Genomic DNA, 14,274 nt, shown 5'->3' with positions numbered 1-14,274 from the left:
CTAGATGAGCAATCGGCTTCTCGAAGGTCGACGATCCCCTCCGAGGATGACGAATTCGTCCTGAACTGTTATTGAAGATGAAAGTACATATGCCGGTTTACAAAAACATTGTCCGAATGAAGCCCGCGTAAACCGCGGGATTTTTTTTGCTGGTGGATCAAGTTCTTGTCATTTGGTGATGATAAGAATTCGATCCGGTTCCCGTTTTGTGACAAGAACATTCTCCGATTGCCGACAGTGAGGGAAGCATTTTAAGTTAACGGGCTGTTCTTGCTGACAGCTGGTCAGAGGCATGGCTCAATCCCTAATACAGCGGCTTTAAATATTGTTTTCGAAGGCCTGTAAAAAAAAAATGAACTCCATCGGTGACTTATTCCGTATACCTATTGCGGACTAATCTGACTTTGTCGGCTCATTATACTTACAATGGTTGAAAAGGGGAGAATGTAAATTGGATTCATTGTGGTTGGAGTATGCGTGGGCACTACTAATACTTATCGGTTTGGAAGGATTGCTATCTGCTGACAATGCGCTCGTATTGGCTGTTATCGCGAAGCATTTGCCGGAGGACCAGAAGAAGAAAGCCATCAACTATGGGATCATTATGGCTTTTGTTTTCCGTTTCGCCGCTCTCTTTGCGATATCATTTATTGCGAACGTCTGGCAAATACAGGCGATCGGAGCTGCTTACCTTCTATACCTCGGGTTAAAGCACATCATCAAAGCGCGTTTTGGCAAGGAAAACGAGAACATTCGCGAGGACATAAAGACAGATGCCGCAGGAAAAGGCTTCTGGCCAACCGTGGGGAAAATCGCTCTTGCAGATCTCGCCTTTGCGATTGATTCCATTCTTGCTGCAGTAGCTCTGGCACTTGGTCTCCCGGATTCACCGCTTGGTGATTTTGGTGGTATGGACGGAGGAAAATTCCTGATTGTCGTGCTTGGAGGAATTGCTGGGCTCATCCTGATCAAATTCGCGGCCACATGGTTTGTAAAGCTGCTTGGTCAACGGCCGGCACTCGAGACCACGGCTTATGCGATCGTGGCATGGGTCGGCGTGAAGCTCGCTGTAATTACGCTAGCCCATGAAGATATCGGCGTGTTAGAGCATCATTTTCCGCATAGTACAGTCTGGACATCTATCTTCTATGTAGTGTTGGTTGCAATAGCCCTTTTCGGTTGGTTTGCGCCTTCGACTAAAAAACATTCGCAGGCTGATCAGATCTAGGTTCCACACCCAGACTTCCCTCTCTAAGCTGACAGGTGGCCATCCTTTAAGGGATGGTCATTTTGCATTTTGACTGACCTCAAAGAATTAAATTAAATTATAATACAATTATATAAATAAATGGAAAATATTAAAGCGTACGTTACGCGTTGTCACAAAAGGAATCGCAGCATCGTTATATGTTTGAACGCGGAAGCACACTGCAGCGTAGTTTGTCGGAGTATTTTTTTTCATTACCCCAAATTTATCAAAAGGACGTGTATTTTCATGTTGAACAGATTGAACTCTCTTTTTACCACTAATCCCGAAACACCAGGAAAAAAAGTATTGTACATCACTGCAAACCCAAGCAATGTTGAAGGCTCCTTCAGCCTTTCCGTCGGTAAAGAGTTTCTGGATGCTTACCATGCAGCAAATCCCAACGATGATATTTACCACATTGACCTGTTTCAATCGGAAATTCCTTTCCTTGACAGCGAAATATTTGGCGCTTGGGGCAAACTGCAATCAGGTACTGCATTTGATCAACTAACCGCTTCCGAGCAAACCAAAGTCGGCCGTCTGGGTGAACTGGTCGATCAATTCCTGGAAGCAGACAAATACATCTTTGTGAACCCGGTTTGGAACTTCTCATACCCGCCAGTGCTTAAAGCGTACATCGACGCCGTCTTTGTAGCCGGAAAAACATTCCACTATACAGCTGATGGTCCAGTTGGTCTGCTCACTGAGAAAAAGGCATTCCAAATCCAGGCAAGCGGCAGCGTATTGTCCGAAGGCGGATATGCAGGTTTCGAAATGGCTCACCGCCACCTTGATGCTGCATTGAAATTCCTGGGCGTACCGAGCTTCGAGGCCGTTTATGTAGAAGGCATGGCCGCGCTCTCCGACAAAACGCAAGAAATTAAAGACAAAGCGGTTGCGAAAGCCCGCGAAGCCGCAAAACATTTCTAAGACCAACCTTCTTACGGCTTGGTGCGCACTTCAAGAAGAAACGGAGGCTTGATCAAGGAGTTCTAATTTTTTCTTAATTGGAGCTCTTTCGAGTATAAAGTTATCCTCGAAGACTTATCGTTGCAGCAGCGCGAACAACCAAATGGATACACCTTTATCTCCAGGGAGGCTGTCATGAAGAAAATCAGTATTTTAGGTTCGAGCGGTTCAATTGGCAAGTCTACGCTGGACGTGGTAAGAAAGCATCCGGATAGATTCAAAATAATCGGATTAGCCGCAAACCAAAGGATTGATGATTTAATCGAGCAGGCTCATGAATTTCGCCCGACAATCGTGTCCGTAGGTAATCGCGAACTGGCGCGAAAAGTTAAAACTCAGGTAGATGACTCCGTAATTGTTTGTTATGGAGAGAAGGGGCTGATTGATGTTGCCTGCTGTGAAGAGGCGGATCTGGTGATGAACTCTGTCACGGGAGCAACAGGCATTATACCGACGATCAAGGCTCTTCATGCAGGAAAAGACGTTGCTATTGCCAATAAAGAAACCTTGGTAGCAGTAGGCTGTGTAGTAACCAAGCTGGCCAAGGAAAAGGGCTGTAAGCTTATACCTGTTGATAGTGAGCATTCCGCCATATATCAATGTTTGAATGGAGAAGCGAGAGATCAACTGTCCAAGCTGATTATCACAGCGTCGGGAGGAGCCTTCAGGGATTTAACCAAGCAGGAAATGACGGGATTGAGGGCCAGTGATGCCCTTCAGCATCCAAATTGGAGCATGGGAGAAAAAATAACGATCGATTGCGCCACCTTGATGAATAAGGGCTTTGAGGTCATCGAGGCGCATTGGTTGTTTGAAGTCCCGTATGAGCAAATCGAAGTGTTGATACACCGGCAAAGCGTTATCCACTCTATGGTCGAATTCGTTGACGGATCTATCATTGCTCAAATGGGCATGCCCGATATGCGAGTGCCGATTCAATATGCGCTTGAATATCCCAATCGTCTTAAAAGCGATTATCCCAAACTTGATTTATCCTTGATTGCACAACTCAATTTTGAAAAACCGGATATGGCCCGCTTCCCATGTTTGAGTTACGCCTTCGAAGCGGGGAAACAAGGGGGAACGATGCCGGCTGTCTTGAATGCCGCGAATGAGGTCGTCAATTTTTCTTTCCGCAGAAACGAAGCGTGTTTTTCGGATTTTGAAAAAATATTGGATGAGGTATTGTCGAGTCATCTTAATATTCAAAATCCTCAATTAGAAGATATTCTTCATGCAGATGCCTGGGCAAGAGGAAAGGCGGATTTATTAATCAAGCGGCAAAGTTGACCCTATGCAGGGAGAATTCTAATCTCAAACATCTGATGAATAGATGAATATTTAGTTTAATGATTGATTTTGAAGACTTAATCAATAGAAATGGAGGAAGCATAAATGAAATCCAAACCTAACATCAACTCCATTCATTCGGAATCCAAATTTCCCGCCTGGCTGCTTCTCCTGGGAGTTGTTTTGATTGCGGCCAATTTACGCGCCCCGTTAACTTCGGTAGGTCCCTTAATAGGGACCATCCAGGAGGATTTAGGCATATCGTATACGTTGGCGGGCTTAATTACCACTCTTCCTCTAATCGCATTCGCTTTTATGTCGCCGTTTGCCCCGAAGATGGCCCGCAAATATGGAATATCCTCTGTTCTGTTTGGATCGATGCTCCTTCTGATTCTTGGCATTGTGCTGCGTTCAGCGTGGAATATCGGTTTAATGCTGATCGGGACGGTCTTTTTAGGTCTGGCAATAGCCATTTGCAATGTATTAATGCCAAGTCTGATCAAGGAGAAGTATCCTTTGAAAATTGGAATAATGATTGGCGTTTATCTGGTGGCGATGAATCTTGGCGGCGCTATTGCATCTGGAATTAGTGTGCCGATGGCCAACCAGACAGGTTTAGGCTGGAAGGGAGCTTTGGGTCTATGGGGACTTCTTGCTGTGATAGCCATTCTCTTATGGATTCCTCAACTGGGGCGCCAGCAAGAAAAAGCGAAGATAGCGACGTCGAGCCAAAAGCGGACGAATTTGTGGAAGTCCACTCTCGCCTGGCATGTGACACTTTTTATTGGGCTGCAATCCATGCTATTCTTTATCTTTATTTCTTGGTTACCTGAGATTCTCACAACCCAAGGGATAAGCTCGGATTACGCAGGGTGGATACTATCGATTATGCAGCTCGCTTTACTTCCCGTTACTTTTTTCGTGCCTATTTTGGCTAGGCGTATGAACAATCAAATCGGCATTATTTTCCTGACGGCACTCTTCTTCTTCGTTGGTATTGGGGGGCTGCTTTCCGGAAATCATCTGGTCATGCTTTGGGCTATTTTTATCGGAATTGGTGCAGGCTCTGCATTTAGTCTTGCGATGACATTATTCGGATTGCGAACTACTAACATGCATGACGCAACTGAATTATCCGGGATGGCTCAATCTGTTGGATATCTGTTGGCCGCGGCAGGACCTATACTTTTCGGTTATCTGCATGATTTGACCAACGGATGGAAGGTTCCGCTTATCGTGCTGCTCGTCATAACCATTCTAATGCTTATTTTCGGTATTGCTTCCGGTCGCAACCGAGTAATCGAAGAGGTAAATTCATGAGAAAATCAACGGCGTTTACGTATGCTATGAGGTCCCGTCCATTTAATCAACAGTCTGTTGTTCGAGAGGTTCTGTTGTGTTATGATTCAAACAGGAGATGATTAGATGAATTCGAAAATTTCATTTCATACCATAAGCCGTCCGAAGCTGGTGGATGATGTTGTTAATCAGCTGCAAAAGAAAATTTCCGATGGGGAGATTCAGCAGGGTAGTAAAATTCCCACAGAACCCGAATTGATGGAACAATTTGGTGTAGGCCGATCTACCGTACGCGAAGCGGTAAGAGTGTTGGTCCATGCCGGTTTACTGGAGAAGAAGCAAGGCTTTGGTACGTATTTAACGACAAATTCGGGCATTCAGGAGCCTTTGTCAAACCGGTTGCGCAGAGCAGAGATTTTGGAGGTTTATGAAGTACGTAAAATGCTGGAATTGGAAATTTCAAAATTAGCTGCAGAGCGCCGTGACGACAACGATCTCGCAAACATGCGCAGCGCATTGGACCAACGGTTGCAAGCATTGCAAAAGAGCGATATGGACGCCTATATAAATGCTGACATCTCATTTCATTTGTCGATAGCAAAGGCAAGTAAAAATAGCGTTGCCGCAGATTTGTTTCAATCCTTCTCTTCTGTGCTTTCAGATGCGCTTCAAAAATTGGCGAAGGATCCGAATATCCATGACCCGCAGCATCCTGTTCATGAGAATTTATATCAGGCTATAAAGGATAAAGATATGACTGCAGCGGCACATTGGACATTAAAAAATTTAGATAAAACGGTATTGCAGCTAAAAGCTTTTCTTCAACAGGAGTAAGTTGTTCTCTTGTAACCTGAAACGTCAGATGATATCATGATTTGAACGGATGGAATGACTAGCCAAAATCATAATGAACGGGGCGGATAGGCATTTCAATGCTGGAGCTGGAGATTTCCGGATTGGCAGCTTTATGGCGGGAAGACAAGGATATTGCGCAGATGAGAAGCGCTTTGGATCAATGTGTTCTGGCGTTGCATGCAGGGGACATGAGAACTTATCTGAATGCAGATATTGCCTTTCATCTCTCTGTAGCTGTTGCCAGTAAAAACAGTATTGCGGCTGATTTATTTCGATCATTTTCATCCGTCATCCTGGATGCAAACACAATGCTGTATAAGAATCAAAGCTTTCACCAATCACAGCACTTCTTTCATGAAAACCTATACCAGGCCATTAAGGATAAAAATGTGGGCGAAGCCTTAAAATGGACGTTGAAGAATTTGAATGAAACCATTGATCAGCAGAAATAACCATTTGTTTATCGCATCTTTAAACGTCAGATGATATCATGAATATTATGTTGCTGACTTTTAATCTGATGAACACATTGTGCTAATTGCAGTTCATGATGGAAGAAAGGGAGAATGCCCATGATCATCAAAGGCATTTCGGCATCACCAGGTATTGAGATAGGAAAAAGCTATATGTTGAATAAGGATAAGTTAGCCGTCCCTCAATATACAATTTCAAGTTCACAGATTGAGAATGAAGCGGCGCGGCTGCAGCGTGCGATTGATGCTGCGGCCGAAGAAATAAGACAGGATAAGCAAAAGGTCTTTTCCGTAATGGGAGCTGAACAGGCGGCTATATTCGATGCTTATCTCTCTTTATTGTATGACCCGGCTATTATTGCTGAAGTTGAGCAGCGCTTATCGAAAGAGCTGATGAATGTTGAATGGACTTACGAACATGTGACGAGAGAGTTTTCAATTATTTTTGAAAAATTGGATGACGATTATATGAAAGAACGTGCTCCAGACGTGAGGGATCTTGCACAACGTGTCATACGGAAGCTGCTGGGTATTATGCCTGCGGCTAGTCATCGCCTGACACACTCGGTGATATTAATTGCGGACGAATTGGCGCCTTCGGATGTCGCACAACTAACGATTGACAAAGTTATGGGGGTCATATTGGAAACCGGCGGACTGACCTCGCATACTGTCATCATGATGCGTTCAAAAGGAATCCCCGTTATCGTGGGGGTTGAGGGAAGCGCTCTGTCACATATAAGAGATGATGAGATGATTATTGTAGACGGAGATAAGGGAGAGGTTTGTATTGAACCAACCCAAGAGGAATGGTGTAAGTATCTTGGCTACATTGATGGAAAACATGTGTTAGAACAACGATTAGACTTAACGAGAAAAAAACCGGCTCAAACCCTGGATGGGCAAGTTATCAGGCTTTCCGCAAATATTAGTATGCCTGATGAAATCGTGGAGGCTCTTGAATTGGGGGTAGACGGGATTGGGCTTTTTCGTACAGAGTATCTCTTCATGGATCGCTATGCCCCGCCATCTGAGGAAGAACAGTTTATCATATATCGCAATGCGATCCAATCTTTGCAAGGAAAGCCCCTTGTGTTCCGGATAATGGACATTGGCGGGGATAAGCAAGTCCGCTTTTATTCCTTTCCCCTGGAGGAAAACCCTTCACTTGGCTACCGTGGCATACGATTTTGTCTGGGGGAGCCTGATTTACTGGAAACCCAATTACGGGCGATCCTGCGGGCCAGCATGTATGGAAAAGTGATAGTCTTATATCCGATGATCTCATCCTTACAACAAATACGCGCAGTTAAGGTATTCATGAAGGAAGTGGAGGCACAACTCCTGAAAGAGGGGATGGCATACGACCCGCATCTGGAAATTGGCATGATGATTGAAGTTCCTGCAGCAGCCCTGCTGGCTGATTTGTTCGCACATGAAGTGGATTTTTTCAGCATTGGGACGAATGATCTGATTCAATTCACATTAGCTGTGGATCGCATGAATGATAAAATAGCCACCCCGCATGATCCGTATCATCCGGCAGTCATCCGTCTGGTTAAACGAGCATTGGATGCGGGAAAACAGTCTGGAATTCCTGTCAGTCTATGCGGTGAAATGGCAGGGGATCCAGCAGCGGTTCCTTTATTGCTAGGGCTTGGGCTGCGAGAGTTTAGCGTGGGGAATAGTTCGGTTCTAAAAGTGAAAGACAGAATCGGTGAGATATCCATTGCAGATGCTGAAGCAACTGTGAATCATATTCTTGGTCTCGCCGATAGTGAGCAGGTTATGCAGCAATTGACAAGCTATATGACTAATCCTATTCCTATTGGGAGGAAATAAAGATGAGCAATCAGGTTTTTGTATTCGATACTACGCTTCGCGATGGAACGCAGGGTGAAGGTGTCAGCTTTACTGCAGAGGATAAAATAAAAATTGCGCGCAAGCTTGATGAGCTTGGCGTTCATTATATTGAGGGCGGCAATCCTGGAAGCAACAAAAAGGATATCGAATTTTTTGAACGTGCGAGGAACTTGAAGCTGCGGGCAAAAGTAACGGCTTTTGGCAGTACCCGGCGTAAGGACACAATAGCGGAGCATGATGTTAATTTAAATCGAATTATGGAATCCGGGGTCAGTACGGCAGCCTTGGTGGGCAAATCATGGGATTATCAAGTGACAACGGCTCTGCAAACCACATTGGAAGAGAATCTGGCCATGATCTATGATTCATTTCGCTATTTGAAGCATAAAGGAATGGAAACCATTTACGATGCCGAGCACTTTTTCGACGGATTTAAACGGAACCCGGAATACGCCATCGCTGCGATCCGCAAAGCCGAAGAAGCCGGAGCGGATTGGATTGTGTTATGTGACACAAATGGCGGCAGTCTTCCTGGCGAAATCGCGGAGATTGTGGCTCATGTCCGGACGCTTGTTCACACGCCACTTGGCTTGCATCCTCATAATGATTGCGATCTGGCTGTAGCGAATACGATGGCAGCTGTGCAGGCCGGAGTCCGTCAGGTTCAGGGCACCATTAACGGATACGGAGAGCGATGCGGCAACGTGAATTTATGCTCGCTTGTACCCAACCTGCAGCTCAAGCTGGGATATGAGTGTTTCAGTGATGAACAGCTTGCCTTATTAACCGGGAGTGCACGATTTGTGAGCGAGATCGCCAATGTACACATGCCTGTCAATCAGCCGTACGTCGGAGCTGCCGCTTTTGCGCATAAGGGTGGCATTCATGTATCTGCCATTATGAAGGATCCGAAAACGTACGAGCATATCGCTCCTGAGCTGGTGGGCAACAAACAGCGAATTCTTGTATCCGAGCTATCGGGACAAAGCAATATCATTGTGAAAGCCCAGGAGATGAAATTGAACATCAATTTGGAGAGCAGCGAAACGCGGTTGATTATGAATAAAATCAAAGATTTGGAGCATCAAGGTTATCAATTTGAAGGAGCGGATGCATCCCTGGAATTGTTGCTCAGAGAGGGCAACGGCGAAATTGAAGAAATGTTCACATTAGAATCGTTTAAAGTCCTCGTTGAAAAGGCTTCCTCCAATGGCGTCAAATCGGAGGCGATAGTGAAATTGAAAGTTCGAGGACAAACCGTTTATATGGCTGCGGAAGGTAACGGCCCGGTCAACGCGCTCGATCGTGCTCTTCGTAAAGCATTACACCAGTTCTATCCGCAAATCGAGCAGATGCACATGTCCGATTACAAAGTACGTGTGCTGGATGAGAAGGATGCTACTGCGGCTAAAGTGCGTGTATTGGTCGAATCCTCAGGTTTCGGAAGTACGTGGAGCACAGTGGGCGTATCCGGGAATGTCATCGAGGCAAGCTGGAATGCTTTGGTTGACAGCATCCGTTATGCGCTCATTGGAAGAGCGTCAGCCAGTCATTTAAATAATAATCCTAATCAAGATAGGGGTTTGGTTAACCATTAATCCCATAGAAAGAGAAAAATTTGGACTGGAATTAAACAGGAGGGAGCAAGAATATTCATGACAAAATTGATCATAAACGGTTTGAAGGCATCGATCGAAGGCAAACAAATTTTGAAAGACATTAATCTCGAGATCAATGGAGGTGAAGTCCACGCCGTAATGGGCCCGAATGGGACTGGTAAAAGCACGCTGGCTTCTGTTCTCATGGGACATCCGAAATATGATGTAACCGATGGATTCGCGAGTCTCGATGGGGTCGATTTGATTGAAATAGATGTGGACGAACGTGCAGGGGCCGGATTGTTCCTTGCGATGCAATATCCGAGTGAGATTACTGGCGTAACCAATGCCGATTTTTTGCGAAGTGCCATGAATGCTCGCCGCGGCGAGGGTAAGGAACTATCACTTATAAAATTCATTCGTCTAATGGAAGCCCGGATGAAAAATCTGGAGATGAATCCGGAGTTTGCCCACCGCTATTTGAATGAGGGATTCTCGGGCGGCGAAAAGAAACGAAATGAAATTCTCCAAATGATGCTGCTGGAGCCAAAAGTCGCCATTTTGGATGAAATTGATTCCGGTCTGGATATTGATGCACTCCGCATTGTGGCCGATGGTGTGAATGCAATACGAACAGAGGAACGGTCTTTCTTGATTATTACTCATTATCAGCGTTTGCTGACCTATATTAAACCCGACTATGTACACGTCATGATGCAGGGACGCATCGTTAAATCCGGCGGCCCGGAGCTTGCTCATAAGGTGGAAGCGGAGGGTTATGACTGGATTAAGGAAGAACTGGGCATCACAGATGAAACAGTTGGGCAGGTGGAATAGCGATGAAGACTTCCGTTGTCCTTCCTACAACTTCCAATGCAGCAGCCGAGTTATCCCGAAATCGGGGAGAGCCGTCCTGGATGACCGATCTTCGCCTCCGTGCCCTTGAATTGGCGGGCGAACTGGAACTTCCACGAATAGACCGTTGGAGCCTGGATTCGTATGGTCTTTACCATACACCCGTGCTATTGGACAATTACAATGATTTGCCTGAAAAAGTAAAGGAACTAATAGGTGGAAATCCGAATTCGAATCCTGTCATGGTGCACCGTGATTCCGGACTCCTCTGGAAGAACCAAACCGCTACATTGGAAGAACAAGGCGTTATCTTTACAGATATGGAGACGGCTCTTCGTGAACACGAAGCTCTTGTACACACTCATTTCATGTCTGTGGTGAAAGCAGATGAAAATCGCCTTACTGCCCTGCATGCGGCATTATGGAGTGGCGGGGTATTCCTTTATGTTCCGCGAAATGTTGAGGTTACGGTGCCGCTGCAAGCGATATTCCAGTCGGAACATTCGGATGCGACCTTTGCGCCTCATATATTGATCATTGCAGAGGACAATAGCTCGGTTGTTTATGTTGATCATTATTTATCCGGCCGGAATAACAATGTCGTTCATAATGGAGTTGTCGAGGTGGTCGTCAAACCGGGCGCGCGCGTGCATGTTGCTTCCGTGCACAACTTGAGCGGAGAAACAACCGCTCTGATCTATCGCCGGGCCATGCTGGACAATGACGCCATTATGCAATGGACGATTGGGGAATTGAATGAAGGCAATACGATGTCAGATACAAGCTCCATACTGAAGGGAAATGGTTCGCGTTCAGATGCCAAGGTGATTTCAATCGGCACCGGAGCCCAGAAGCTGAATTTGACGACGCGCGCGATTCATTACGGAAGAAATACGCCAAGCGACATGCTGGTGAAGGCAGTAGTCCAAGATGAGGCCACGGCGATTATTAATGGGTATACGAGGATTGAGAAAGGGGCATCCGGAGCAGATGCGGGACAAACTGAGCGGGTGCTTATGCTCAGTGATCTGGCACGCGGCGATGCGAATCCGATTTTGCTCATCGATGAGAATGACGTTTACGCTGGCCATGGGGCAAGCATTGGGAAAATAGATGCCGAACAAATTTATTATATGATGAGTCGCGGTGTAACAAGGCGTGATTCGAAACATCTGATCATCTTAGGTTTTTTGCTTTCCATTGTTCAGGAGATACCGCTCAAGCACATCGAAGAGCAACTGTACGACTGGATTGAACGGAAACTGCGCAATTGAAAGTATCCCGGGGTTTAATTAAGGCTTTATCATCTAAAGGAGTGTGCTCATGATGGCTAAAAAAATGCCTGAAATGGAAGAATACCAATACGGATTTCGAGACGAACACAAGAATATTTTTCAAAGCGGTAAAGGATTGACCGAAGAAATCGTTGAAGAAATTTCGCGTATGAAGAACGAGCCGCAATGGATGCTCGATTTTCGTTTGAAGTCGTTGAAGCAGTTTTTCAAAATGCCATTGCCCCGTTGGGGAGGGCGCTTGGATGATCTTGATTTTGACGATATTCAGTATTATGTCAAGCCTTCGGAGAACCAGAGGAAAACCTGGGAAGAGGTTCCGATTGAAATTAAGCAGACTTTTGATAAGCCGGGTATCCCTGAAGCGGAGCAGAAGTTCCTGGCCGGCGTATCCGCGCAATATGAATCCGAAGTTGTCTACCATAGCATGCAGGAGGACCTGGTGAAGCAAGGCGTAATCTTCACGGATACAGATACGGCACTGCGCGAGCATCCGGAATTTTTTAAGGAGTATTTCGGCACCATTATCCCCTATACGGACAATAAGTTCGCCGCACTGAACAGCGCGGTTTGGTCTGGAGGCAGCTTTATCTATGTGCCGAAGGGGGTTAAATGTGAAATCCCCGTTCAAGCGTATTTCCGCATAAATTCGGAAAACATGGGCCAGTTCGAACGGACTTTGATTATTGCAGACGAGGGCAGCTTTGTCCATTATGTAGAAGGCTGCACGGCACCCATTTATAGTACGAATTCGCTCCATAGTGCCGTCGTGGAAATTATTTGCAAGAAAAACTCGCGAGTCCGGTACACCACGATTCAAAACTGGGCGCCCAATATTTATAATTTGGTGACAAAGAGGGCAGTTGCGGAAGAGAATGCAAATATGGAATGGTTGGATGGCAATATTGGTTCCAAGCTGACTATGAAATACCCGGCTGTTATTCTTAAGGGCCGCGGAGCAAAAGGCTCGGTGTTATCGATAGCTGTCGCTGGACGTAATCAGCATCAGGACACCGGAGCCAAAATGATACATCTGGCCCCGGACACAACGTCCACCATCATCTCGAAGTCGATCAGCAAGCATGGCGGTAAGGTGAATTACCGCGGTCTTACTTCATTAGGGCGTAATTCCCAGGGCTCAAAATCAAATATTAAATGCGATACGCTGATCATGGACAATGAATCAACCTCGGACACGATTCCATACAACGAAGTCATGAATGACAACATCACATTGGAACACGAAGCGACAGTCTCCCGGGTTTCTGAGGAGCAGCTTTTCTACTTGATGAGCAGAGGCCTAACCGATGCTGAAGCTACGCAGATGATCGTGATGGGCTTTATCGAGCCGTTTACGAAGGAATTGCCTATGGAATATGCAGTTGAAATGAATCGACTGATCAAATTCGAGATGGAGGGAAGCATCGGATAATTTAGATCCGCTTATATAGCGGATTTTTTTTTGCCTACTCATCATAAAGCTTCGGCATTGTCGTACTGAAGATTTTTAACAGGTAATCAAGGAGCCAAATGACATGAAATCAACAGCCGGCACACATGCAGACTGACAGTTTTCTGGAGTTTAAAAATGTTGTTGACACGACACCAAATGGTGACCTATAATCAAATAGACACCAAATAGTGTCCAATAAGAAGTTGGTCTTTTGAAATGTTTGAAATCATTATGAGGTGGAAACAATCGAGTACGCAATATTTAGGAGAGGGTGTTGTGAACGAGGACAACCAGTTGCGGGATGTGTTTGACGCGATTGCAGATCCAACCAGGCGCCGGCTGATTCGTCTGTTAGCAGAGGCAGAGGAGATACCGCTTCATGAATTAACGGCACAATTTCAAATGGGCCGTACAGCGGTATCCAAGCATTTGACAATTCTTAAAGAGGCTGGAATGGTGCTTGACCGAAAAGTCGGCAGAGAAACGCGATTCAGGCTGAACGCCTCCCCGCTCAGAGAAATTCAAGACTGGGTGGCTTTTTACAGCAAATTCTGGAGTACGAATATGCTGCGCTTGAACCAACTATTAGAGGAGGAAGAAGAATGAGTTTAGCATTATCTTTGGATTTTCAGTACACGACATCGATCGGGAAGGCTTGGTCCGCTTTAACCGATTCAAGCAAGCTTGCCAAGTGGATCATGGAAAATGATTTTAAGCCCGTCGTCGGACACCATTTTCAGTTCCGCACTGAGCCGTCCGAATATTGGGATGGCATTATTGACGGCGAAGTGCTGATCGTGGACGAACCAAACCGGTTGTCCTATACCTGGGCCAGTGGAGGGGAGCAGCACACGGTCACCTGGACGCTCCAGGATTTAGGAGACGGAAAGGTTAACCTTCGTCTCGATCAAACCGGGTTCACAAATGAGCAAGGACTCGAAGGCGCCAGATATGGCTGGGGTAATTGGTTCGGCGGGTTTGAAAACGTGCTGGAACAATAAAAGCATTCGGTTACCAAACCTTATCCTTCCCCATGCTAAATTAAAGGGGACGATAGTTGAACCCTGCTTGACCCGAA

General features: G+C 45.8%; 13 protein-coding genes. All 13 read left to right on the top strand.

Annotation, left to right across the window (positions count from 1 at the left end; all coding sequences use genetic code 11):
* The first annotated feature begins 451 nt into the window (after nucleotides 1–451).
* The 13 genes from AC0YNV_RS26865 (at nucleotide 452) to AC0YNV_RS26805 (ending at nucleotide 14,197) form a co-directional block, all read left to right on the top strand.
* On the top strand, nucleotides 452–1,228 hold the full coding sequence (locus tag AC0YNV_RS26865) for a TerC family protein (RefSeq protein ID WP_475770781.1): 777 nt from the start codon (nucleotides 452–454) through the stop codon (nucleotides 1,226–1,228).
* A gap of 267 nt (nucleotides 1,229–1,495) precedes the next feature.
* Nucleotides 1,496–2,179, top strand: a complete 684-nt coding sequence (locus AC0YNV_RS26860; RefSeq protein ID WP_475770780.1) for an FMN-dependent NADH-azoreductase — start codon at nucleotides 1,496–1,498, stop codon at nucleotides 2,177–2,179.
* A gap of 174 nt (nucleotides 2,180–2,353) precedes the next feature.
* Nucleotides 2,354–3,508 (top strand): 1-deoxy-D-xylulose-5-phosphate reductoisomerase, encoded by a 1,155-nt coding sequence (locus AC0YNV_RS26855; RefSeq protein ID WP_475770779.1) that lies wholly within the window; start codon nucleotides 2,354–2,356, stop codon nucleotides 3,506–3,508.
* A gap of 105 nt (nucleotides 3,509–3,613) precedes the next feature.
* Nucleotides 3,614–4,828: a CynX/NimT family MFS transporter gene (locus tag AC0YNV_RS26850; protein ID WP_475770778.1), complete on the top strand. Its 1,215-nt coding sequence runs from the start codon at nucleotides 3,614–3,616 to the stop codon at nucleotides 4,826–4,828.
* A 105-nt stretch (nucleotides 4,829–4,933) separates the two neighbouring features.
* Nucleotides 4,934–5,641, top strand: a complete 708-nt coding sequence (locus tag AC0YNV_RS26845) for a FadR/GntR family transcriptional regulator (protein ID WP_475770777.1) — start codon at nucleotides 4,934–4,936, stop codon at nucleotides 5,639–5,641.
* 98 nt (nucleotides 5,642–5,739) lie between these two features.
* On the top strand, nucleotides 5,740–6,114 hold the full coding sequence (locus AC0YNV_RS26840) for a FadR/GntR family transcriptional regulator (RefSeq protein ID WP_475770776.1): 375 nt from the start codon (nucleotides 5,740–5,742) through the stop codon (nucleotides 6,112–6,114).
* A 120-nt stretch (nucleotides 6,115–6,234) separates the two neighbouring features.
* Nucleotides 6,235–7,977 (top strand): phosphoenolpyruvate--protein phosphotransferase, encoded by a 1,743-nt coding sequence (gene ptsP, locus AC0YNV_RS26835; RefSeq protein ID WP_475770775.1) that lies wholly within the window; start codon nucleotides 6,235–6,237, stop codon nucleotides 7,975–7,977.
* A gap of 2 nt (nucleotides 7,978–7,979) precedes the next feature.
* Nucleotides 7,980–9,596 (top strand): citramalate synthase, encoded by a 1,617-nt coding sequence (cimA, locus tag AC0YNV_RS26830; protein WP_475770774.1) that lies wholly within the window; start codon nucleotides 7,980–7,982, stop codon nucleotides 9,594–9,596.
* A 57-nt stretch (nucleotides 9,597–9,653) separates the two neighbouring features.
* Complete coding sequence (gene sufC, locus AC0YNV_RS26825) at nucleotides 9,654–10,433, top strand: Fe-S cluster assembly ATPase SufC (protein ID WP_475770773.1); 780 nt, start codon at nucleotides 9,654–9,656, stop codon at nucleotides 10,431–10,433.
* Between the two features lie 2 nt (nucleotides 10,434–10,435).
* Nucleotides 10,436–11,725 (top strand): Fe-S cluster assembly protein SufD, encoded by a 1,290-nt coding sequence (gene sufD / locus AC0YNV_RS26820; protein ID WP_475770772.1) that lies wholly within the window; start codon nucleotides 10,436–10,438, stop codon nucleotides 11,723–11,725.
* 52 nt (nucleotides 11,726–11,777) lie between these two features.
* The gene (gene sufB, locus AC0YNV_RS26815; protein ID WP_475770888.1) at nucleotides 11,778–13,175 is read left to right on the top strand and encodes a Fe-S cluster assembly protein SufB; all 1,398 of its coding nucleotides are present in this window, start codon (nucleotides 11,778–11,780) and stop codon (nucleotides 13,173–13,175) included.
* Nucleotides 13,176–13,472: 297 nt separating this feature from the next.
* Nucleotides 13,473–13,802: an ArsR/SmtB family transcription factor gene (locus AC0YNV_RS26810; RefSeq protein WP_210047021.1), complete on the top strand. Its 330-nt coding sequence runs from the start codon at nucleotides 13,473–13,475 to the stop codon at nucleotides 13,800–13,802.
* On the top strand, nucleotides 13,799–14,197 hold the full coding sequence (locus AC0YNV_RS26805) for an SRPBCC family protein (protein WP_475770771.1): 399 nt from the start codon (nucleotides 13,799–13,801) through the stop codon (nucleotides 14,195–14,197). Before AC0YNV_RS26810 ends, AC0YNV_RS26805 begins: the two co-directional genes overlap by 4 nt.
* Nucleotides 14,198–14,274 lie beyond the last annotated feature (77 nt).

This window comes from Paenibacillus sp. JT31N11 (assembly GCF_056269285.1).
This window is presented reverse-complemented; position numbering and strand designations above follow the sequence as displayed.

Coding starts and splice junctions, on each gene's coding strand:
- AC0YNV_RS26860 (WP_475770780.1), top strand. CDS start 1,496: ATGTTGAACAGATTGAACTCTCTTTTTACCACTAATCCCGAAACACCA.
- AC0YNV_RS26855 (WP_475770779.1), top strand. CDS start 2,354: ATGAAGAAAATCAGTATTTTAGGTTCGAGCGGTTCAATTGGCAAGTCT.
- AC0YNV_RS26850 (WP_475770778.1), top strand. CDS start 3,614: ATGAAATCCAAACCTAACATCAACTCCATTCATTCGGAATCCAAATTT.
- AC0YNV_RS26845 (WP_475770777.1), top strand. CDS start 4,934: ATGAATTCGAAAATTTCATTTCATACCATAAGCCGTCCGAAGCTGGTG.
- AC0YNV_RS26840 (WP_475770776.1), top strand. CDS start 5,740: ATGCTGGAGCTGGAGATTTCCGGATTGGCAGCTTTATGGCGGGAAGAC.
- ptsP (WP_475770775.1), top strand. CDS start 6,235: ATGATCATCAAAGGCATTTCGGCATCACCAGGTATTGAGATAGGAAAA.
- cimA (WP_475770774.1), top strand. CDS start 7,980: ATGAGCAATCAGGTTTTTGTATTCGATACTACGCTTCGCGATGGAACG.
- sufC (WP_475770773.1), top strand. CDS start 9,654: ATGACAAAATTGATCATAAACGGTTTGAAGGCATCGATCGAAGGCAAA.
- sufD (WP_475770772.1), top strand. CDS start 10,436: ATGAAGACTTCCGTTGTCCTTCCTACAACTTCCAATGCAGCAGCCGAG.
- sufB (WP_475770888.1), top strand. CDS start 11,778: ATGGCTAAAAAAATGCCTGAAATGGAAGAATACCAATACGGATTTCGA.
- AC0YNV_RS26805 (WP_475770771.1), top strand. CDS start 13,799: ATGAGTTTAGCATTATCTTTGGATTTTCAGTACACGACATCGATCGGG.